Below are 21,706 nucleotides of genomic sequence, written 5' to 3'. Positions count from 1 at the left end.
TTTCATTACAACAATTCTTTTTTTTAGCAGATATAACCTATTTTAGTGTTATGTCTGCTAAATTTTTATTCCCTCTATTATTTTTAGTATGCTTTTTTTTTAGCGGTTTTTCTCAACATAAACCTTGTACAAAAAAAGAGTTCATTGAATCTTTATGTAATTCTGATAAATTACACAAAGCACATTTATTACTATCAAATAATTCTCTTGAAGAATCTTTTAAGCTCATCGAAAATTTAAAATTAGATTCAGAAGCAAAACAGGATAAAAATTTTGAATCTTTAATTCTTTTCTTGGAAGGTGAACTACATAGGAGAAATAATTCTTTTAAAAAAAGTGTTGAAACGTATAAATTATCTCTCTCAAAAAACACTATAAATAATGATTTAGCATTTTATGCTTATATAGCCCTAGGAGATATTTATATTTCTGGAATTAGAGACTTTGACAAAGTTATACCATACTATAAAAAAGCAGAATTGTTATTAGATAAAGAATCTTGCCCTGAAAAGCAAACACTTTTATATAATGCTCTAGGTAATATTAACCTGTTAAGCAAAAACTATGATGAAGCTGAGAAATATTATATAAAAGGATTAGAATTATACTTAAATAATAATAAAACTACTCAAGCTGCAATAAATTACAGTAACCTAGGGAACTTATATTTTGAGCAGTATAAAGATGCAAAAGCTGAAGAATATTTCTTAAAGGCAATCAATGCATTTCAAAAAAAAGATAGCACAAATATCAATGTTAGACAGCAAATAAATTATAATCTATTTGCGGTTAATGAAGCTAAAGGATATTATAAAACAGCAATTAAGTATTTAGAGACATCTAATACCTTAAAAGATTCCATTTGGAATAGAGATAAGGTCTGGGAAATCGCAGATTTAAGTAAAAAACTAGCTGTTGAAAAAAAGAATCAAGAACTTCAAGTCTTAGAAGCAGAAAATAAAGTAAAATCTGCTCAGAGAAATGGTATTTTGGTTTCAGCATTAGTGCTTTTAGCATTATTAGGTGTTAGTATTTATTACTATAGAGAAAAGGTAAAGACCAATAAAATTATTTCTACTCAGAACGAAACTTTAGACACTCTTAATGCAACTAAAGATAAGTTGTTTTCTATTGTTAGCCACGATTTGCGTTCCTCAGTAAATGCTTTAAAAAGTAGTAATAGAACATTAGTCAATAATCTAGAAACTAAGAATATCGAAAAACTAGATGAACTCTTAAATACTAATAGTAGTATAGTCAATGGCGCCTATAATTTATTAGATAACTTACTTAATTGGGCAATGCTTCAGACCAAGCAAACTTATTTTCATATAGAGGAGCATCGTCTATATATGTTAGTTGAGCATGTGGTTTTTAATTATCAAGGTTTATTTGCAGAAAAGGAAATTAAATTTGAGAATAGCGTTTCAAAAAAAGACAAAATTTTAGCCGATCAAGAATCTTTGAAAATTATTATTCGTAATCTTATTGATAATGCTATAAAGTTCACCGAAAACAATGATGTTATTTCGGTTTATAGTAAAGTTGAAGACGAAAATTACATCCAGTTAATTATTGAAGATAGCGGACTAGGTATGAGTGACAATACACGATTGGAGCTACTAAAAGAGACAAGTTTACTATCAAAAAAAGAGAACGAAGATGTTATAGGTACAGGTTTGGGAATACAACTTTGTAAATCTATGATTAGAAAGAACAATGGAAAGTTTTCTATTGAAAGTCAATTAGGCAAAGGCACAAAAATGATTGTATCTTTACCAAAAGCGGGTGATAATGGATAAGATAAATGTTCTTGTTGTTGAAGATACTGTATCAGAGAGTGATGCTTTAATTGCTTCTTTAGAGGCAAATAATTTTAATGTAGTAGGTTTGGCTACTAATTTTAAGGATGCCATTTCACTTTATAATAGTACAAATCCAGATGTACTTATTGTGGATATTTTCCTTAATGGTCTACCAGAAGGAATCAATGTTGCTGAGGCAATCTCTGTAAACCCAGATAGCGCTAAACCTTTTGTGTTTTTAACTAGTTCTAGTGACCGGCAGATATTTGAACGCGCTAAACTAACACGTCCCTTCAGTTATTTGCTAAAGCCTTTTAATGAGTTAGAATTATTTTATGCTATAGAAATGGCACTTGAAAAATTCTACGAACAAAAAGATGTGTTTTTAAGTGATGATGAAGATACTGTAATCACGGACGACTATCTTTTTATTAAAAAAGGAAAAGCTTTAAAAAAAGTTCTCGTAAAAGATATTATTTATATAGAGGTTGAAGATAAATACTGTAATATTATTACTGAGAAAGAGAAATTTGTTATTAATATATCATTAGTAAAAATTTCTAAGCTATTAAATCCAGACCAATTTTTTAGAACACACAGACGATTCATTGTTAATGTTAGTAAAGTTGAAGAGATAATTCTTTCAGACAATTTAATTCTTTTATCAGGTGGGCATAAAGCCGATTTGAGTGACAATTATCGTGAAATTATAAAACGAGTCAAGACCCTCTAGTTTTTCGTTACCTTTTTTTTCTGCTTCACGGTTTAGAATTCCGCTTCCATTACATTTTATGAGCATAGTATATATATGTCATCTACATTTATACTGAGTTAGAAAATAAATCCCCCATTATGTCTAAGTATAAATTCAAAGTCCATTCAGCGATATATTCTTGTGACGCTTCAAGTTCTACAACAGTTGCAGGATACGATGTCACACAAAAAGTACAAGTACTGTTAAGGAATAAAAATAGAGAAGGTGTCTTAAAGATAGATGGCAATGTAATTGAGAACCCAATCGCAGATAACAAGAAGTGTTTTGCCATTTTGGTAACCGTTGTATATCCAGACGGAAAAATCTTAACAAGATTTTGCTCATGCTCAGAAGGAAGCACTATAGATTTAAAAATGTCGGGAGTAGTATGCTCCTTTTAAAGAATAATATAAAATTACCTTTCATAAGTAGGTGAAGCCAAAATTGTAGTAATTACTATTGGGGATTTAATTAAGACTTCAATTTTCACCAAAAATGAGCCAGAGGAGAAATCCTCTGGTTTTTTTATTTGTAGGCGACATAGTTGTTCTAAAAGTGTAAATTTGAAAGAACTTAAATTTTTCAGCCTAAAGTCCAATATGTATAGAATTACAATAGTAGCAGGAGCACGTCCAAATTTTATGAAGATTGCACCTATTATAAGTGCTTTAAATAAAGCGAAAGATGATGGGGTAGATTTAAGTTATCGATTGGTACATACAGGGCAGCATTACGATAAAAACATGTCCCAAAGTTTTTTTGAACAATTAGCTATCCCCGAGCCTAACACCAATCTTGAATGTGCTGGCGGAACTCAAGCTGAACAAACGGCAAGTATATTATTAGCTTTTGAAAAAGAGTTAAATAGCTTCCCCGCTGATTTGGTCATAGTTGTTGGTGATGTGACCTCTACAATGGCATGTACTCTTGTGGCTAAAAAGCTTAATGTAGAAGTCGCTCATGTCGAAGGTGGAATTCGCTCTGGCGATATGACAATGCCTGAGGAAGTAAACAGGATTGTGACTGATAGTATAGCTGATTACTTCTTCACAACTTCAGAATTAGCAAATAAAAATTTATTAGAAGAAGGTAAAGCCGAGAATCAACTGTTTTTGGTTGGAAACACCATGATAGATACACTTTTGAATAATAAAAATAGATTTTATAAACCTTCAATTTGGAAGGCTTTAAATCTTAAAGCTCAACAGTATATTGTTTTAACCATGCATCGTCCTGCAAATGTTGATGAAGAGCATAATCTTGAAGTGATGTTGAATGAAATTTTGAATCAGACTAAAGACTTACCAATTGTATTTCCGGCACATCCTAGAACGCAAAAAATATTATCTCAGTTAGATGTAGATACTAAGCGCCTTTGCATTGTTGAGCCTTTGAGTTATTTAGAGTTCAATTATCTAGTCCAGCATTCTAAAGCAGTAATTACGGATTCCGGAGGCATAACAGAGGAAACCTCTATTATGAATATACCGTGTTTAACGCTTAGAGACAATACAGAACGACCAGAAACTATTCAACTAGGTACAAACGAGTTGGTAGGTACAAATCCTGAAAATTTAAAACCCTATTTAGATATGCTTTTTAAAGGTCAATGGAAACAGACACAATCCATTCCGTTTTGGGATGGCAAAACTGCTGAGCGTATTGTTAATGTAATTACTAAAAAACTAATTAAGAATTAGCCAAACGCTTTAAATTAGAGATAGTTTCTGGCTGATTATCACTTTTAAAAACGTGACTTCCAGCTACAAAAACATTGGCGCCAGCATCAGCTAGTTTTTTTATGTTTTGGTCAGTTACACCGCCATCAATCTCTATTAATGTATCCAAACCTTGCTCGTCAATCATTTTACGAAGCTTCTTTACACGGTTATAAGTGATGTCTTCAAATTTTTGCCCACCAAAACCAGGGTTTATAGACATTAATAATACCATATAACATTCTGGTAAAATGTCTTCTAAAACAGAAACAGGTGTTGTTAGGTTTAAAACAATTCCAGCTTTACAACCTGCAGCTTTTATTTGCCTTAGTGTTCTGTGAAGGTGTACGGTGCTTTCGTGATGTACCGTAATAATATCTACACCAACTTTTGCAAACTCTTCAATATAACGCTCAGGTTTTTCTATCATCAAGTGTACATCTAATGGTTTTGTAGCATGTTTTTTAATAGCAGCTATTACTGGCATTCCATAAGAAATGTTTGGTACAAAATGTCCGTCCATAACATCAATGTGAAACCAATCGGCATCACTATTATTAACCATTTCTGTATCACGTTGAAGATTACCGAAATCTGCAGCTAGCATTGAAGGTGCTATTAGACATTTACTCATTTGTTATTGTTTAAAAAGTTGGTAGTTAATTTAATTATTTCATCTGCAGGTAAATAGTCTGCATTTTTTATCCAATTGAAGTACAAATATAACTTTTTCATGTCTGAGAATTTTTGAAAAACTTCAAATTCTCCACTATTATAGTCTTTAAAAAGTCTTCCTTCAATTTTTGTATCTAACAATTTGATAACTCCAGTGTGCCTTAAATCAGTTTTAATTTTTTTATATAAATTATTAGTCTTTTCTTCTTCTCCTTCTAAAATTTGAAAAAAGTGTTTGTTTTTAATAATTAAAAGACCAGTAACATCATGAATCCTATTCTTTTTATTGACATCATGCACTAGGTTGTCAATACTTTTTTTATCTAAATCTTTAGAAAAGTTACTAATGTAGCAAATAGCCTTCATTTTTGATTGGGGGTTTGGTAAAGCTGAATTTACATAAAAAAGTGAAACCCCAGTAATCAGCCGAGGTTTCTTTCATCAATCAAAAAACGAACAGTTATGTTTTGTAACTGTTGTTACCGTAATTTAGTCGTAAATCGTGTTGTAATCTAACAAAAAATAATGGAAAATTAAAACACTTAGCTTACTATCCTAAATAAGTCTTTAATATTTTACTTCGCGAGGTATGTTTTAACCTACGAATTGCTTTCTCTTTTATCTGTCTTACACGCTCACGAGTAAGGTCAAATGTCTCACCAATTTCTTCAAGAGTCATTGGATGTTGGTTTCCTAAACCAAAGTACAAACGAATAACATCTGCTTCACGTGGTGTTAGAGTTTCAAGTGCACGCTCTATCTCTGTACGTAAAGATTCGTGTAACAAATCTCTATCTGGGTTTGGAGACTCTCCACTACGTAATACGTCGTATAGATTTGAATCTTCTCCTTCAACAAGAGGTGCATCCATAGATACGTGGCGACCAGAATTTTTCATAGACTCCTTAACATCGTTAATAGTCATGTCTAATTCTTTAGCAATTTCTTCAGCAGATGGAGGACGCTCATGACTTTGCTCTAAAAAGGCAAATGTCTTATTGATTTTGTTAATAGAACCAATTTTATTGAGCGGTAAACGTACAATACGAGATTGTTCAGCTAATGCTTGTAGGATTGATTGTCTAATCCACCAAACTGCATATGATATAAATTTAAAACCACGAGTTTCATCAAAACGTTGTGCGGCTTTAATCAAACCTAAGTTACCTTCGTTAATTAAATCTGGTAATGTTAGACCTTGATTTTGATATTGTTTAGCCACAGATACAACGAAACGTAAATTTGCCTTTGTCAACTTCTCTAAAGCAATTTGGTCTCCAGCTTTAATGCGCTGTGCCAATTCTACTTCTTCGTCTGCTGTAATAAGGTCTACCTTGCCAATTTCTTGTAAATATTTGTCTAATGAAGCGGTTTCTCTATTAGTAACCTGCTTGGTGATTTTAAGTTGTCTCATGTAATTTTATGTGTGCAATTTTTACAACAACGTTATGTTGTGCTATAGTTATACGTAGCAAACACAAAAAATGTTACAAAAGGGATGATTTTTTTTATAAATCATTTGCAATTAGGGCTGTACTGATTACTTTAAAATTAGCTTCTTCATCTAAAACATTATCAAAGGCTGCATAATCTATCCATACAAATCCATTATCACCCCAATCTTCACCCCATGAGTTAACAACTTTAAAAGCATTATATGCTTCAGAATAACCCACTACTAACATGGCATGACAGCCGCCAGGTATAGAAAAGTCGATATTATGTTCTCTGTAAGCTGTTAGTCCCAAAACATCAGTTTTAGCAAACTCAGAAGTTAGGAATACTGAAATTAATATTGGAGTTTCCTCTACGATAAGCGTTTTCATTTCTAAAATCATGTTTTCTCCACAAAGATATTTGTAACTATCTATTTTATTTTCAATTGCCATTTCATCTTGTTCCTCTGTAGGTTGTATACTGCATGTGTTATCAAAGTAAGGGAATATTTGTAAAGGTGTAGTGCCTTTGTCTTTTAGTATTTCTAGAGCGCTATTTATAGGTGTGCCTTCACAAATGCCCTCAGTAATTTGATTATAAGTATATGAGGGACTCATTATAGTAGATAAATTATATGGAGGACTAGCCTCAATTCTTTTTTGTATTGATTTCAGGTAATAAGTACTAGCCCATGACACACATGAACCTTGTCTCCCTTGGTCTCCAATAGGAGGTAAGTAGTTCGAAAGATCATGCTCCTCTGGTAAATCGTCTAATATTTCTAAATCTAATAAAACATTATTTGAATCGAAACTGTATGTTCCGTCGCTCGTACAAGAATTGCAACCTGTATAATAAATAATTCCGTTTGAAGCTTTATATTGATCTTTGATTATTTCTCTAAATTGATTGTTTAAATCAATTCGTTGATTGTCGTCTATATCTTTACTACAGGAATTAGTTGTTATTACTAATACAAATAACATTAACGTATTTGTATTAAGAAAATAGGTTGATTTTAATAATTGAAATAAAAAATTTGGTATCATAATTTTCATAAATGCTTAGTAGAATTAAAATATATGAAGATGAACGAGTTTTTATGATTAATGGTTTCACTGAGTTTCTAGTGTTATGGCATAATTAGAAATTTCAGCAAAAGCATTACTATTGCTGTCAATCGTAAAAACTCTAATACTACCTCCATTAAAATCAGAGTTAAACTGAATAGTTGCAATAGATTTGTTAACACCGTTCTCAACACTTGCATCAATATTTAGAATTTCCATATTACCGGATTCTATTTCCCATGAAATTTCAGAAAAGTTCGAAGTAGACTTACTTGCATAGGTTAACACTTCATTTTTTAATGCTAAAGTTGATCCATTTAAGCAGATTCCAATAAAGTTAGGATTGGAGTCGAACTCACAATCAAAAGCATTTTTGAAATTTTCGTCTATCGAATCTTTTGTACAAGAAAGTATAAGTGAAAAGAGTGCTAAAAAAAGAAGATTAATTTTTTTCATGGTGATTGATTTATAATTAGATGTAAAATTTTGAAAAAGGTTGCTTTTTAAAATCTATATTCTATACCCAAACTTAAATTGAGGATATATGGTTTTACATCATTTTTATTAGAAAATGGCATTAATTGATAGTTAAAAATGCTTTCGAAATTGATAAAAGTTTTTTTCCATAATTTTATTTCAGCACCTAATCCAGCATTTAATCCTACAGTAGCTTGAAAGTCTAGAGTATTACTATTTGTTTTAGAATCTCTTAAACTATAATAGCTAAAACCACCAATTGCATATGGATTAATTTTATATTGAAAAGGAGTGTATTTTATCTCTAAGGGGAACTGATAATAGGTGACTTCTCTTGTAAGTCCATTAATATCTTGGCTCAGGTTTAATAATCGAATTCCTGTTCTGGCATAAAATTGTGAGTTCATTTTATAGCTTGCTAAAAATCCATAATTATAGTTAGTATTATTTGAAGCATTACTTTTGAAAGTGCCGTAATAAGATAATAAGCCTTGTGGTGTAAAACTCCAACGAGAATAATCTTGACTCTTTGTACTGTCTTTTTGTTTCTCTTTTAATTCTTCAGGTTTTTTTATGTCTTCCTTTACCTTAACTTCTGCGACTGTGTGTTTTAATTCTTCTTCCTCATCAGTTTTAATGTCTTGCAGAGTTAAAGTATTATCCACTGACGAACTAGAATTGTTTATTTCATCTAAATTTTTAAAAGTGTTCTTCTTACTCACAAGATTATTAGTGCCTTTAGATGAGTTGTTTTTATTATTTAAAGATTCTAATAAATAGGTTTTTTTAGATGCTGAAGGTTTTTGTGGCTCTTTAGAAATACCTGAAGTAAGGGTTTTTTCACTAGGTTTATTATAATCTGCATTTTCGTTAGTAGTTTTTTTTGTAGTAGATTTATTTATTTCATTAGTTTTTTCTTGAAGAGGGTTTTTAGATGTTGTATAGCCATAAAATATTGCTGTTACTAAGGCAATTGTTAATAAAGAACCTGAAGATAACCACCAGAAAAATAGAATACGTTTACGTCGCTTTTTCTTTAGTTCTTTCTCAATATTTTCCCAAACAGAGTCATCAGGTGATGCACTTAAGTGCTTTAGCCTTGATTTTATTTGAGTGCCGATGTTATTTTTTGAATTCATGTTTCAGCATATTTAAGACGCCTTTATAGGTCGTTGTATTTTGGTTTGTAAAAGTTTTTTGGCCCTATGTAGATTAGATTTTGATGTGCTTTCACTTATGTTAAGCAACTCAGCAATTTCTTTATGACTGTAATCATCTAACTCATACATGGTAAATACTAATCTATATTGAGATGGTAAATTTTGTACTTGAAAGAGTATGTCCTCAAGAGGAATTGCCTCAATATTCTCGATTGTAAATTCAGTGTCTTTTAGAATGTTGTCATTAATTTCAAAGTTAATTTCGTGTTTACTTTTGTATTTATCTATAGCCTTGTTAATAGTAATTCTCTTCATCCAACCTTCAAAAGAACCAATGCCTTTATAGTATTTTATTTTCTGAAAGATTTCAAGAAATGCATCTTGTAAATTATCTTGTGCCTCTTCTTTATTACGGCAATATTTAAGGCATAGAATAAATAAGTCATCTTTATACAGCTTGTATAGTTGACTCTGAGCGTCTAGCTTTTGTTTTTTACAACGTTTTATTAGGTTATCTAAATTCAATACAATAAACTAAGGATAATTAATTGAGTTTTTATTCAAAAATAAAATCATAACTAAATCTTGAAATAGTAGACCCACTATCTAGGGTTTTATAATCACTATAGGTACTATAATTATCTTCGTTTGCCGTACTTGTAAATTCAGCAGAAAGATTATTTCCAAAAAAACTTGACGTTACAGATTGAAAACAGTTTGTGGTGATATATTTTGTGTCATAATAATTTAAGGCCGAAGTATTAAGTTCTCTGTGTTGGTTTAATAACATTAATAGTTCTCTTCCATAAGTTTCTTCATATATTCTGGCTAGGGTATTTATGGTGTTTTCATAAGTGTATGAGAAGGATAATACAGAAAAAAAGGTGCCGTTTATCTCTTCAAATTTGTTGGACGTTAATATATTATTGTTGCTATCATAAGTATATTCAGTATATGATGTTTCATCATTATTGACATCATAAATCTCTTGATATGTTTTGTTTTTATTTGTATCTAAAACTATTTTAGCTTCTACAAAGTTAATGTCAAAGTTTATTCCATCTTCACTGCCATTAGATATTCCATATATGGTGTCTGCCGTGTGTATAAAGCTAATCTTATTATAAAAACTATCTTGATTACTATCAATATTCTCATTTAAATATTCTGACAGATTTCCTTCATTATTATAAGTAAAGTTTTTTATTGAAATTAGGCTGCCATCTATGTAACGAGAGACTTCTGAAATGCGATTATTCTCATAAGTATACTCCGTAGTCACAATATTATTTGATTGAGTGCTTGTATTTATTGAGCTTATGATTTTATCATTTTCAATTGTAAAATTCCTTTCTAGTATAATAGTGTTAGGGTCGTTACCTACATTATAGGTTTTGAAAATATAATTAGTTAGTTCTTGATTGTTAACTTCTTCATTTGTGTCAATACTTTCATTAGAACATGATGTTATTACTAGTAATAAATAAACTATAAAGTGATTTTTCATGATGACTATTTACTTATAGTCTTTTAAAGTTAAAAAAGGTTGCGTATTTGTTATCGGTTTATTCAAAATCTAATACTTCGGTTGCTTCTATAAGCAGATATAGAGCATCAATTTTTGAATAAATTTTATTGAAAAAAGTATTCCGTTCCTTCTCGCCAGCAGCATTTAATAATTTGGAGTTTTGTAGCTGCTTATTTAAGAATATCTCTGCCTCAGTGCAAGTATACTTGTTATTTGTTTTATAATAGGAGAGCAATGTGAAAGGTACATACAACGATTGCAGATTTGGTGCACTAACCAATACATTGTTATTCATTAAATGTAATTCGTTATAGTATAGTTTAAAATTTGAGCTAGTTAATTTTAACTCTATATGGTTTATAAGTTGTCTTAATTCTAGGCACATTTTTAATGCTGTTTTGGAGCTTGCTTGACCAGCTTTTGTATAAAAATGAATTTGTTTTAGTGTACTATTTACAGTTGTAATGTCCCAAATTTCTGAAGTGTTTAAGTCACTATACAAGCTTCCTAATTGCTTTCCAGTTTCAATTAATGCAGGTTTTGGAGCAAAATTTTCAAAACTTTTGTTCGCAAAAGATGGGTCCAATAACTTTAGCCAAACGTAATATTTAAAGCGGCTTAGCGTGTCTCCGGATAAATTATAAAACAGTGGAATGTCTTTAGCTGAATATAAAATACTACTGTCTTTTTGAGTGAGTAGTGGAAGTAAAGACTCATAAGATTCTTTAAAGTACTGCTGTAATTCTTGCTCACTTTCGATATGCTTTGTTTTTTCAACAGCTACTACATTTAGGTCAGAGGTTTCAAATAGTTTGTCTAACGATAGGTTGTAATAATTTGCTAATAATACGCTTTCATCTATAGAGAGTTTACTTTTTAGGCTAACACGTCTATGTGCGGCATCATAGCTTATATCTAGTGCTGTTGCTACAGCTTCTATTAGAGATGCATTTGTAGATAACTCGTTTTTTAAATGCTTTAGTAATTGGGTTTGATACATGCTTAAAAATATAAATATTTGTGATTATCACAAAAATTAATTTTTATAATCGTGCTTAATCAAGTTTTGAATGTGATTATTGCAATAATTTTGATTTAAATTTTAAAATCATTATAAATTATGAAGAAGTTTTTTTTAATAACTGGGTTCATTTTAATTCCATTGACGTGTCTTTCTCAAATCAATTTAGAGCAAAAAATTAAAATTAAAGATTCGATTGAGGTAAGAAGTGTATTTAGTTTTTCTCCATCAAGAGCTAAAAAAATAAATGGCTTAAGTCTTAAATATTGGTATTCGGAAGATAAAACATATAAAGTCAATGGATTGGAGTTGGGTTTAAATCCTTTGAGTATTTTTTTTCCATTTTTAACTGCAATCCATTCAATACCTCCTTTTTTGCATAATCCACCTTTAGATGACTTGTCTAAACTTGATTCCTATAAGTTTGATAAAATTAATGGTATTAGGTTTGGTATTGCTTTTCTTGATCCAGCTATCATTAATGGTCTAGAGTTAAATTTAACAGGAGGTTTTGATACACAAATTAATGGTGTTTCAATTACACCTTTAGTGAATAAGCATTTTAAAGTCAATGGATTGAGTGTTGCATTGTTAGGTAATTTTGATACTCAAGTAAAAGGTATTCAAATAGGGTTATTTAATAAGTGTAATAATTTAAAAGGCATTCAGATAGGGTTGTGGAATAAAAATGAAAAACGTTCACTACCATTTATTAATTGGAATTTTAAAAGCTAAAAATTATGAAACATTTTATTTGCATTATACTCTGTAGCTTATTTTTAAGTTGTGCTGGAATTAAGAGATATAAAAATGAAAATCAGAAAAAAGTTTCTGACATAAAATCAATTGAAGGTACGTATAATAATATGCTTCAAGATTCTATTAAATTGTACCACAATTCTTTTAATGGAGAAATTAATTGGAGGAAAAAGAATAGAGATACTACAAGTTTTGAAACATTTAAAATTAGTGTTCTTAACCAAAAATTTTTAAAAATTGATTTTTTCAAAAATGATAGTCTTGCCAAAAGTAGAATTATAAAATATAGATTACGTAATAATGGATTTGTAAAACTAAGAAATCAAAACTTTAGAGTTTCCGGAATTCCTTATCTTTTAGGAGAATATGATATTATGAAATATGAGTTAGGATTAACTAAGGATGATAATTTAATCTTAAACGGTTATAAAGAACAGGCAGGAGGATTACTAATTGTATTAAGCTCAGGTATAGCCTATTCGGTAAATCATGTTTATAACAGAGTTGAATAAAAAAAGCCCAACATCACTGTTGGGCTTTTTATATATTAAGAATTAAAAGAATTAATCCTCTTTTTTATCTTCCCTTGGTTTTTTATCGTCTCTGCGATTGTCTCTGTTACGATTATCACGTCCTCGATTATCTCTACCCCTATTGTTATCACGACCATTACGGTTGTTGTCTCTTGGAGGTCTAGCTACATAACCTTCAGGTTTTGGTAAAATAGCTTTACGAGATACTTTCTCTTTACGAGTTCTAGAATCTACACCGAAGTATTTTACATCAAAAACATCACCCATGTTTACCACATCAGATACATTTTCTGTACGTTCCCAAGCCAATTCACTTACGTGTAATAAAACTTCATTCCCTGGTGCTTCAGTATATTCTACAACTGCACCAAAATCAAGCATTTTAATGACTTTAACCTCGTAAACGCTACCTACTTCTGGCTTAAATAATAAAGAATCAATTTTTGCCATTACAGCATCAATGCCAGCGCTACCAACTCCAAGAATTTCAACAACACCTTCTTCTGTTACAGGATCTTCATTTATAACAATAGTAGTCTCAGTTTCTTTCTGTAATTCTTGAATTACCTTTCCACCAGGCCCAATTAAGGCTCCAATAAATTCATTAGGGATACGCCTTGTTATCATTGTAGGCGCATGTTCCTTAACTTCAGCATTTGGTTGTGCAATAGTATCTGTTAATTTTTCTAAGATATGTAAACGACCATCACGAGCTTGCTGTAGTGCATTGACTAAAATCTCGTAGCTTAATCCTTTTACTTTAATATCCATTTGGCAAGCTGTAATACCATCAGCAGTACCAGTTACTTTAAAATCCATATCGCCTAAATGATCTTCATCACCTAAGATGTCAGATAAAACCGCATATTTTCCAGAATCAGCATCAGAAATTAATCCCATAGCAATACCAGAAACTGGTTTAGTCATTTGTACACCTGCATCCATCATTGCCATTGTACCTGCACAAACAGTTGCCATAGAAGAAGAACCGTTAGATTCTAATACTTCAGACACCACACGTACTGTGTAAGGACAATCTTCTGGTACCATACCTTTTAATGCACGTTGTGCTAAATTACCATGTCCTACTTCTCTACGAGATGTGCCACGGATTGGTCTAGCCTCACCAGTACAGAAAGGAGGAAAATTATAATGTAGATAGAAACGTTCTTCACCTTCGTAAGATGGCATATCTATTTGGTTAGCATCTCTAGATGTTCCTAATGTTACTGTGGCTAACGCTTGAGTCTCACCACGTGTAAATACAGACGAACCATGTGTAGATGGTAAATAATCTACCTCACACCATATTGGTCTAATATCTGTGGTCTTACGACCGTCTAAACGTAAACCTTCGTCTAAAGTTAAATTACGAATCGCTTCTTTTTGTGCTTTCGCTACATATTTATGAATCAGTTTTCCTAAATCATCTTGCTCTTCTTCAGAGAAAGAATTGAAAACTTCTTCTTTAATTTCAGAAAATGCTGCACCTCTCTCGTGCTTTGCAGAACCTGCTTTTGCAATGGCATATGTTTTGTCATAAACCATATCATGAATCTTCTTAGCTAAGTCTTCATCAGAACGCTCAGGATCATACTCACGTACTTCTTTTTTACCAACAGCTTCTGCTAAACGTACTTGAGCAGCACATTGTACCTTAATGGCTTCGTGAGCAAACTTAATAGCGTCTGCCATTTCTTCTTCAGAAATCTCATCCATTTCACCTTCAACCATCATTACAGAATCCGCTGAAGCACCAATCATCATATCAATATCAGATTCTGCTAATTGTGCTCTAGTTGGGTTGATTACAAATTCACCATTTACACGAGCTACTCTAGCTTCTGAGATTGGGCACTCAAAAGGGAAGTCTGATAATTGAATAGCAGCAGAAGCTGCTAAACCAGCCATAGCATCTGGCATAACGTCATCGTCATGAGACATTAGTTGAATCATCACCTGAGTCTCAGAATGGTAATCTTTTGGGAATAATGGACGTAAAACACGGTCTACCAAACGCATTGTTAATACTTCACCATCACTAGGTCTTGCTTCTCTTTTGAAGAAACCACCAGGGTAACGACCTGCTGCAGCAAACTTTTCTCTGTAATCTACAGTTAATGGTAAAAAGTCAACATCATTTTGATGATAGTTAGAAACTACTGTACACAATAGCATACATTTTCCTGATTGCACAACTACACTACCATGTGCTTGTTTTGCTAGTTTTCCGGTTTCGATAGAAATCTCTCTACCGTCTCCAAGGTCAATGACCTCTTTGTAAGTCTTTGGAATCATAAAATTTTAATTCACGCTTTGATATTTAGCTATCAAAGTCTTGTTAAACAATGGTCGTTGTGTTGTTGTGTGTAGTTGTTGTAAATGACAAATATTATTGTCTGACCAATGAAAAACTGTATTTAGCTTCTTCAATTCGAATTTTAGGCGCTTCCGATTGCGTAATATGATAACAAAAAACCACGCTGTTAGGCGTGGTCTTTATATTTAGATTATTTTCTTAATCCTAATTCTTTAACTATCGCACGATATCTCAAGATATCTTTCTTAGTTAAGTAGTCAAGTAATGCGCGACGCTTACCCACTAATTTTACTAACGAACGCTCAGTGTTATAATCTTTACGATTGTTTTTTAAGTGCTCAGTTAAGTGATTAATTCTTGCAGTAAACAATGCAATTTGCCCTTCTGCAGAACCTGTGTCATTTGCGCCTTTACCGTGTTTTGCGAAGATTTCAGCCTTCTTTTCTTTTGTAACGTACATGCTAATATTTATGTAAATGATTGTTATGTATTCTGAAAGTCGTTCTTTCAGGCGGCAAATATAGGAAAAATTAAATATTTACAAGTCTTTAATACAATTATTTAGAGTTTTCGATGAACAGAATTAAACCTTTTTAAAACTACAAGGTCTTAAAATCATGTTAACAAACAAAAATATTGAATACTTTGCTTAAAGTCTTAGTGCGCAGAAGATTATAAAGTATTTGAAGTAACCATTATTAACTTAAATAAATTGATTATGAAAAATTTTAATAAGATTTTTAAAAGCATTTTGACTTTACTAATTATCGGATTAGCATTTAATTCTTGTTCTGATAATGATGAACCATTACAAACTGATGATACTTCCCAGGACATTATAGAATTAGCAAGAGCTTCTGAAGTTGATGCAGCTAGCTCATCTCTAGAGGATATGGTTATAGAGGTTTATGAATTTGATGAAGCTTACCCTAACGGAAGAGTACAACCACCTGCATTACCTGATTGTGTTACAATTACAGTTGTGGCGCAACAAAGCTTTAGAGAAGTTACCATAGACTTTGGTGCTGAGGGCTGTTTAGTTAGAGGGCATATTCTTAAAGGACAAATTGTATTCTCTTACACAAGAGATATAGAAGCGCAAGAAATTTTAATTACCTATGATTTGATTGATTTCTTCTTTGACAATAAGAATATTTTAGGAAGCCGTACAATTTTAAAAGAGAAAGAAAACGAAAACGGAAACCCTCAGTTTACTCATAATCTTGACTTAACTGTAATATGGCCAAATGGTGCTCAAGCTTCACGTTCTGGTTTAAAAATAAGAGAGTGGGTTGAAGGTTTTGGCAATGGTATTTTTAGTGATAACGTTTTTGAAGTTACAGGAAATTGGACAACGACTTTTGTAAACGGAAATACACATACATACGAAGTTACATCACCATTACGAAGAGAAGTAATTTGTACTTATTTTGTTAGTGGTACTGTAGATGTACAACGCACAAATTTTGGAGGTATATTTGATTATGGAGAAGGTGATTGCGATAATCAAGCATCCTTTACCTTCAATAACGGTACTGAGATTACCATTACTTTAAATTAGTTTTGATTAGTTGAAGTTGAGTTTTAATGAAAAAGCGAGCCATTTGGCTCGCTTTTTTTATGCTCTTAAAGCTTGATTCTTTATTAAATCTATATAAAGGTTCACCTTGTTTTTTAATTCTTTTCGATGAGTTATAAAATCTAAAAATCCATGTTCTAACAAAAATTCTGAAGTTTGAAAACCTTCAGGCAATTCTTTTCCAGTAGTATCTCTTACAACTCGAGGTCCAGCAAACCCAATTAAAGCACCTGGCTCAGAAATATTAATGTCTCCTAACATTGCAAAAGAAGCTGTTGTTCCTCCTGTTGTTGGGTCAGTACATAATGAAATGTAAGGAATACCAGCATCAGCTAATTGTGCTAATTTTGCAGATGTTTTTGCTAATTGCATTAAAGATAATGCAGCTTCCATCATTCGCGCTCCACCAGATTTACTAATAATCATAAATGGTAGTTTTTTCTTTAAAGCATAATCTGCTGCTCGTGCAATCTTTTCGCCTACAACACTCCCCATTGAACCGCCAATAAAAGAGAAATCCATACATGCAATCACCAAGTCATTTCCTTTAGACTTACCTACTGCTGTACGAACAGCGTCTTTTAAGTTTGTTTTTGCTTGTGCTGCTTTTAATCGGTCTGGATATTTTTTAGTGTCTTCAAATTTTAAAGGATCTTTCGAAGTTAAACCTGCGTCAAGTTCTTTGTATTTATTGTCGTCAAATAATATTTCAAAGTATTCTTTACTTCCTATTCTTACATGGTAGCCATCTTCTGGACTCACATAAAAATTTTGCTCAAGCTCTTTGGTGTCAATAATTTTTCCTGTTGGAGATTTGTACCAAAGACCTTTTGGGGTGTCTTTCTTTTCTTCAGTAGACGTCTGAATACCTTTATCTTTTCTTTTAAACCAAGCCATGCTGATTTTAGATTTTTGGGTTTTCAATTTTAGAGTTATCCTAAAATTGATTTAGTTAGTTTTTGTTTGAGTTTTTCAAACGTACAAAATTACTCATTTTATCTATACTACTCAACATTTGCTTTTGCTATATACGTTTCTATAAAAAAAATCCTGCTTCAATATATATTGAAGCAGGATAATGATTTTTTGTAAAATATTAATTATAAGGTGTCTACGTTATTTAAATCTTCAAACGCTTTTTTAAGACGCTCAACAAAAGCATTTTCCCCTTTACGTAGCCAAACACGTGGGTCATAATGTTTTTTATTTGGAGAGTCTGGTCCGTCTGGGCTTCCTATTTGCGCTGCTAAGTAAGCTTCTTTCTCTGCCATGTAATCTCTAACACCAGACATAAATGCGTATTGCATGTCAGTGTCAATATTCATTTTTATAACACCATAACCAATGGCTTCCCTAATTTCTTCTAAAGTAGAACCAGAACCACCATGGAACACAAAATCTATATGATTGTGCTCTACATTATATTTTTCTGTGATATGTTCTTGGGAATTTTTAAGAATTTTAGGCGTCAATTTCACATTACCTGGCTTGTATACTCCATGCACATTACCAAATGCCGCAGCAATTGTAAATTGGTCACTTATCTTGCTTAATTCTTCGTAAGCATAAGCCACTTCTTCTGGTTGAGTGTATAATTTGGACTCGTCAACATCGCTGTTATCCACGCCATCTTCTTCACCACCAGTGATTCCTAATTCTATTTCTAGAGTCATCCCCATCTTACTCATGCGAGCAAGATATTTTTTACATATTTCAATATTTTCTTCAAGAGGCTCTTCACTTAAATCAATCATATGTGAACTGTAAAGCGATTTTCCAGTTTCTTTAAAATGTGCTTCACTAGCATCTAGCAAACCATCTATCCAAGGCAATAATTTTTTTGCGCAATGATCAGTATGTAAAATTACAGGAACACCATAAGCTTCTGCCATAAGGTGTACATGTTTTGCTCCAGCAATACTACCCGCGATAGCTGCTTTTTGATCATCATTACTTAAGCCTTTTCCAGCATTAAATTGTGCGCCTCCGTTTGAGAATTGGATTATTACTGGTGAATTTAATTCTTTTGCAGTTTCTAAAACACCATTTATGGTATTTGAGCCAATAACATTTACTGCTGGTAAGGCAAAGCCTTTTTCTTTGGCAAGTTTAAAAATCTCTTGAACTTCGTATCCAGTAGCTACACCTGGTTTTATATTATGACTCATAGTATTTAAGTTGAATAATTATAGTATTCAAAAATACATAATTTACAGCATTAAGCTATTCTTTGGTAAGCATATTTGCTCATAAATTAACGAAAACGATGTCGTTAATAATGTTGTTTTTTAGAAAGGATAATTTATGCCAATGTTATAAGTAGCATTGCCAAAATTATAGTTTGTAAACCAACGATTTCCCATTTGCAATGATGGGTCATACGTCTTAAAACCAATATCTCCACGGAGTACGAAAAAGGTAAAATCGTACCTGAGACCAAAACCACTACCTACAGCAATATCTCTTAAAGATTTGAGATTTGTAAATGTAGACTCAGGGTCATCTTCAACATTATCAAATGCATTCCAAATATTACCAGCGTCAACAAAAAGAGCACCGTCAAAATTTCCAAATAAATTAAAGCGTTGCTCAAGACTGAAATGTAATTTTAGGTTTGCTTCATTAAATTCATTAGTGTTTTGAGAACTTCCAGGGCCAAGATTATAAGCTGTCCATGCGCGATTGTCATTTGGTCCACCTGCAAAGAAACTTTCTACAAAAGGAATGTTGTTTGAATTGCCAAACGGTATAGCTACACCAAAATAACTTCTAAAGGCTAATACATTTTTCTTTCCTCTTAAACCAAAATATTTTACATAATCAATTTCAGTTTTGAAATATTGAGAAAAAGGGACATTAAAAATCTCATAACGACCATCATTATTTTTATCCAAGCCAGCCAGACTAGAAATACCAGATGCTAAATTACCAGCTATTTCAAGATGATATTTAAATCTTGAAAAGTTATTGTCAGACAAATCAGTTCTTGTGTCTCTTGTGTAGTCGAAATTAGAGGATATAATAAGGTTATCCTCTGTTAATCGGTCTTGGCGCTGATTTATATTATTCACATCAGTAAAGGCTGCATCTCCTTGCGATAGTGAAGTGTTGCCATTTAGTACATCATTGATAAATGTATCTGCAGGTGTAAAGTCTGATGGAGGATTTTGAAGCACATCATTATTGCCTATATACCCTATGTCCCTAGCAATTTCATTCAATCTATTAAAGGAATTAGAGTATACTCCAAAATAGTTTTCGGGATTTAGATTTCGTACATATTGAACATTAAACAATTCTAAGTTATTAGTTACTTTATCGGTAGGAAACCAATTGTAAGCAAAAATGCTTGAGAGCGTTTGTCTATCTAATCCAATATTTTGTTGGCTTGTTGCAGCAATATTTATTTTTGTACTAGGAGACATTGCTTTAGGGATGATTTTTTCAGTATTGAAAGGCAAAAATATCCTTGGAATAGTTAGACTAACTGAGCCACCAAACTCATTAATATTAAAAAAAGTATTATCGCTATCACTGACATCATCTGAGGCGCCAATTGATCCTAATGCGGAAATATCTAAAGTTTCCGCGCCTCTAAAAATATTTCTAATCTTTAGACCAGTGCTAAACGCGAAACCTACAGTTTGTATATTGCTTTGAGAGACATCAAATGAGAAACCTAACTCATATTTTTTTCTAGGTGATAAAAATATATTAGCAGTAAGCGTAGAGTCAGCTTCGTTGGCAATGTAATCTACACCTGGATACCTAAACATTTGTAACTGATTAAGATATCGTGATGTCCTAGTACGATCAATATCTCTGTATATATCTCCCTTTTTTATAAAAACAGCATCTGTCAAAGCCTTAGGTTTAAATTTAAGTTTATCAAAACTGTAAAGATTATATCCATTATAAGTGGTGCTGTCTGTTATTTTTTTGCCCTCAATTCTATTTTCGTTAGAAGCATCAGTGATAATATTAACTTCTTTTATTTTATAGACTTTAAAGGGCTCTGTTCTAGTTGAATCCTCATTTCTGATAACACGATTATCTATAAACAACTCAGCATTAAAAGTATTTCTAGATTTAAAAGTATCTATTTCGAAACGCACATAATCTTGACCAAAAAAGTAAAGACCAGAGTTACGCATAAGTTTATTTATTCTAGAGCGTTCACCAGTAAAATTGTCTTCATCATATTGTTCTCCTTCTTTTAGTAATGAGGCACTAACATTAGCTTTATAAATTGAGTCAACAACAGGAGTTTTTATTGTAGTTTTTAAGGTGTCTAAAATACTCGGAAGATTTTTAGTAACTGTGTATTTTACTTTAGCACGTTTGTTTGAGTCACGCTCTATAGTGTAATCTACATCATTATATAACCATCCACGCTTGTAGTAATAGGCACGTAATCTGTTTTTTGTTTTTTCCGTCTTATCTTCATCTAATATGGTTGGTGCTTCTCCGATTCTTTTTAACCAAGAATTAAAGCCTAATACAGATTTTTTTAGCTTATTAAGTTGTTTTTTGGATAATGTATTGGTCAACCTTTTTCGTCTATTACCTTTATCTAACCAAGCTTCAAAAATAGAGTCTCTATTTGGTCGTGCAAGATTATACACATGTAGCTTAAGTGGAAAAGATTCAATTCCAGAGTTAGGTTTCTGTAGAGGAATATTATTTATACGTTCTTTATTAGTGACTTTACCATCAACCTCAATTTTATTTTCAGTAAGTAGATATTTGCCATCCTTTACACGTTTTACAGTACTACAAGAAACTAATAACATCAAAGTAAAAATGCATATAGTCAAATTTGCTAAGCTGAAATTTAATTTTTCTAGTACCAGTTTGTGGCGTTTAAGGT

At 31.8% G+C, this 21,706-nt stretch carries 21 protein-coding genes; 7 read left to right on the top strand and 14 right to left on the bottom strand.

Annotation, left to right across the window (positions count from 1 at the left end):
- The first annotated feature begins 50 nt into the window (after positions 1-50).
- From Q0770_RS01805 to wecB, 4 genes are all read left to right on the top strand, one after another.
- Positions 51-1,802, top strand: a complete 1,752-nt coding sequence (locus tag Q0770_RS01805; protein WP_299113401.1) for a tetratricopeptide repeat-containing sensor histidine kinase — start codon at positions 51-53, stop codon at positions 1,800-1,802.
- On the top strand, positions 1,795-2,538 hold the full coding sequence (locus Q0770_RS01800; RefSeq protein WP_299113399.1) for a LytTR family DNA-binding domain-containing protein: 744 nt from the start codon (positions 1,795-1,797) through the stop codon (positions 2,536-2,538). The genes Q0770_RS01805 and Q0770_RS01800 overlap by 8 nt, the downstream gene beginning before the upstream one ends.
- 119 nt (positions 2,539-2,657) lie before the next feature.
- The gene (locus tag Q0770_RS01795) at positions 2,658-2,960 is read left to right on the top strand and encodes a hypothetical protein (RefSeq protein ID WP_299113397.1); all 303 of its coding nucleotides are present in this window, start codon (positions 2,658-2,660) and stop codon (positions 2,958-2,960) included.
- 198 nt (positions 2,961-3,158) lie between these two features.
- On the top strand, positions 3,159-4,259 hold the full coding sequence (gene wecB / locus Q0770_RS01790; RefSeq protein ID WP_299114055.1) for a non-hydrolyzing UDP-N-acetylglucosamine 2-epimerase: 1,101 nt from the start codon (positions 3,159-3,161) through the stop codon (positions 4,257-4,259).
- Here the strand turns inward: wecB and rpe are convergent.
- From rpe to Q0770_RS01745, 9 genes are all read right to left on the bottom strand, one after another.
- Positions 4,249-4,911 carry a ribulose-phosphate 3-epimerase gene (gene rpe, locus Q0770_RS01785; protein ID WP_299113395.1) on the bottom strand — a complete coding sequence of 221 codons (663 nt, stop codon included), beginning with the start codon at positions 4,909-4,911 and terminating at the stop codon, positions 4,249-4,251. The two genes, wecB and rpe, sit on opposite strands and share 11 nt — an antisense overlap.
- The gene (locus Q0770_RS01780) at positions 4,908-5,318 is read right to left on the bottom strand and encodes a BLUF domain-containing protein (RefSeq protein ID WP_299113393.1); all 411 of its coding nucleotides are present in this window, start codon (positions 5,316-5,318) and stop codon (positions 4,908-4,910) included. Before Q0770_RS01780 ends, rpe begins: the two co-directional genes overlap by 4 nt.
- A gap of 184 nt (positions 5,319-5,502) precedes the next feature.
- Positions 5,503-6,366, bottom strand: coding sequence for an RNA polymerase sigma factor RpoD/SigA (locus Q0770_RS01775; protein ID WP_008270568.1), 864 nt, complete (start codon positions 6,364-6,366; stop codon positions 5,503-5,505).
- Positions 6,367-6,460: 94 nt separating this feature from the next.
- The gene (locus Q0770_RS01770; RefSeq protein ID WP_299113390.1) at positions 6,461-7,375 is read right to left on the bottom strand and encodes a C1 family peptidase; all 915 of its coding nucleotides are present in this window, start codon (positions 7,373-7,375) and stop codon (positions 6,461-6,463) included.
- Between the two features lie 129 nt (positions 7,376-7,504).
- On the bottom strand, positions 7,505-7,915 hold the full coding sequence (locus Q0770_RS01765; RefSeq protein WP_299113389.1) for a hypothetical protein: 411 nt from the start codon (positions 7,913-7,915) through the stop codon (positions 7,505-7,507).
- Between the two features lie 47 nt (positions 7,916-7,962).
- The gene (locus tag Q0770_RS01760; protein ID WP_299113387.1) at positions 7,963-9,075 is read right to left on the bottom strand and encodes a porin family protein; all 1,113 of its coding nucleotides are present in this window, start codon (positions 9,073-9,075) and stop codon (positions 7,963-7,965) included.
- A gap of 12 nt (positions 9,076-9,087) precedes the next feature.
- Positions 9,088-9,621, bottom strand: a complete 534-nt coding sequence (locus Q0770_RS01755; RefSeq protein ID WP_299113385.1) for an RNA polymerase sigma factor — start codon at positions 9,619-9,621, stop codon at positions 9,088-9,090.
- A gap of 31 nt (positions 9,622-9,652) precedes the next feature.
- Complete coding sequence (locus tag Q0770_RS01750; RefSeq protein ID WP_299113384.1) at positions 9,653-10,603, bottom strand: hypothetical protein; 951 nt, start codon at positions 10,601-10,603, stop codon at positions 9,653-9,655.
- A 58-nt stretch (positions 10,604-10,661) separates the two neighbouring features.
- Positions 10,662-11,624 (bottom strand): hypothetical protein, encoded by a 963-nt coding sequence (locus tag Q0770_RS01745; protein WP_299113382.1) that lies wholly within the window; start codon positions 11,622-11,624, stop codon positions 10,662-10,664.
- Positions 11,625-11,744: 120 nt separating this feature from the next.
- Here Q0770_RS01745 and Q0770_RS01740 point away from each other — a divergent pair, with 120 nt between their 5' ends.
- Positions 11,745-12,380, top strand: coding sequence for an LA_2272 family surface repeat-containing protein (locus Q0770_RS01740; protein WP_299113380.1), 636 nt, complete (start codon positions 11,745-11,747; stop codon positions 12,378-12,380).
- Positions 12,381-12,385: 5 nt separating this feature from the next.
- Positions 12,386-12,916: a hypothetical protein gene (locus Q0770_RS01735; RefSeq protein ID WP_299113378.1), complete on the top strand. Its 531-nt coding sequence runs from the start codon at positions 12,386-12,388 to the stop codon at positions 12,914-12,916.
- A gap of 51 nt (positions 12,917-12,967) precedes the next feature.
- Here Q0770_RS01735 and Q0770_RS01730 read toward each other — a convergent pair whose 3' ends face one another.
- Both Q0770_RS01730 and rpsO read right to left on the bottom strand, forming a co-directional pair.
- Positions 12,968-15,235, bottom strand: coding sequence for a polyribonucleotide nucleotidyltransferase (locus tag Q0770_RS01730; protein WP_299113376.1), 2,268 nt, complete (start codon positions 15,233-15,235; stop codon positions 12,968-12,970).
- A 212-nt stretch (positions 15,236-15,447) separates the two neighbouring features.
- Positions 15,448-15,717, bottom strand: coding sequence for a 30S ribosomal protein S15 (rpsO, locus tag Q0770_RS01725; protein WP_299113375.1), 270 nt, complete (start codon positions 15,715-15,717; stop codon positions 15,448-15,450).
- Between the two features lie 258 nt (positions 15,718-15,975).
- Here rpsO and Q0770_RS01720 point away from each other — a divergent pair, with 258 nt between their 5' ends.
- Positions 15,976-16,818 (top strand): hypothetical protein, encoded by an 843-nt coding sequence (locus Q0770_RS01720; RefSeq protein WP_299113373.1) that lies wholly within the window; start codon positions 15,976-15,978, stop codon positions 16,816-16,818.
- Between the two features lie 57 nt (positions 16,819-16,875).
- On the opposite strand, the gene accD is transcribed toward Q0770_RS01720, so the two are convergent.
- The 3 genes from accD to Q0770_RS01705 form a co-directional block, all read right to left on the bottom strand.
- Entirely contained in the window at positions 16,876-17,733 is an 858-nt protein-coding gene (gene accD, locus Q0770_RS01715) for an acetyl-CoA carboxylase, carboxyltransferase subunit beta (RefSeq protein WP_299113371.1), read from the bottom strand.
- 203 nt (positions 17,734-17,936) lie between these two features.
- Entirely contained in the window at positions 17,937-19,004 is a 1,068-nt protein-coding gene (gene fbaA, locus Q0770_RS01710; RefSeq protein ID WP_299113369.1) for a class II fructose-bisphosphate aldolase, read from the bottom strand.
- 120 nt (positions 19,005-19,124) lie between these two features.
- On the bottom strand, positions 19,125-21,629 hold the full coding sequence (locus Q0770_RS01705) for a BamA/TamA family outer membrane protein (protein ID WP_299114053.1): 2,505 nt from the start codon (positions 21,627-21,629) through the stop codon (positions 19,125-19,127).
- Between the last annotated feature and the right edge of the window lie 77 nt (positions 21,630-21,706).

Origin of the sequence: uncultured Winogradskyella sp., assembly GCF_947501905.1 — a bacterium.
In the GTDB taxonomy this organism is placed as follows: domain Bacteria; phylum Bacteroidota; class Bacteroidia; order Flavobacteriales; family Flavobacteriaceae; genus Winogradskyella.
This window is presented reverse-complemented; position numbering and strand designations above follow the sequence as displayed.